A 273-nucleotide genomic window follows, 5' to 3' on the forward strand; every position below is an offset into this window, starting at 1 on the left:
GTGCTCCCCGCGCCAGCGGGGATGAGCCTAAGTCCACTGGTGTACCGCAGGGCGACAAGGCGTGCTCCCCGCGCCAGCGGGGATGAGCCCGTAGGTGGTGTGGCGCACGGACTCCGAGTTATGTGCTCCCCGCGCCAGCGGGGATGAGCCTCACCAACGACACCAAATACATCCGATAGGGCGGTGCTCCCCGCGCCAGCGGGGATGAGCCCCCGTTTTCGGTTTCATTTCCGACGCTTTTACTGTGCTCCCCGCGCCAGCGGGGATGAGCCG

Annotated in this window: 1 CRISPR repeat array. The window is 67.0% G+C overall.

The window, feature by feature from the left end:
• A CRISPR array of direct repeats spans positions 1 to 272; the repeat unit is 28 nt; unit sequence GTGCTCCCCGCGCCAGCGGGGATGAGCC.
• The last annotated feature ends 1 nt before the right edge of the window (position 273 follow it).

This window comes from Corynebacterium sp. HMSC058E07, assembly GCF_001809885.1.
Classification (GTDB): Bacteria; Actinomycetota; Actinomycetes; order Mycobacteriales; family Mycobacteriaceae; genus Corynebacterium; species Corynebacterium macclintockiae.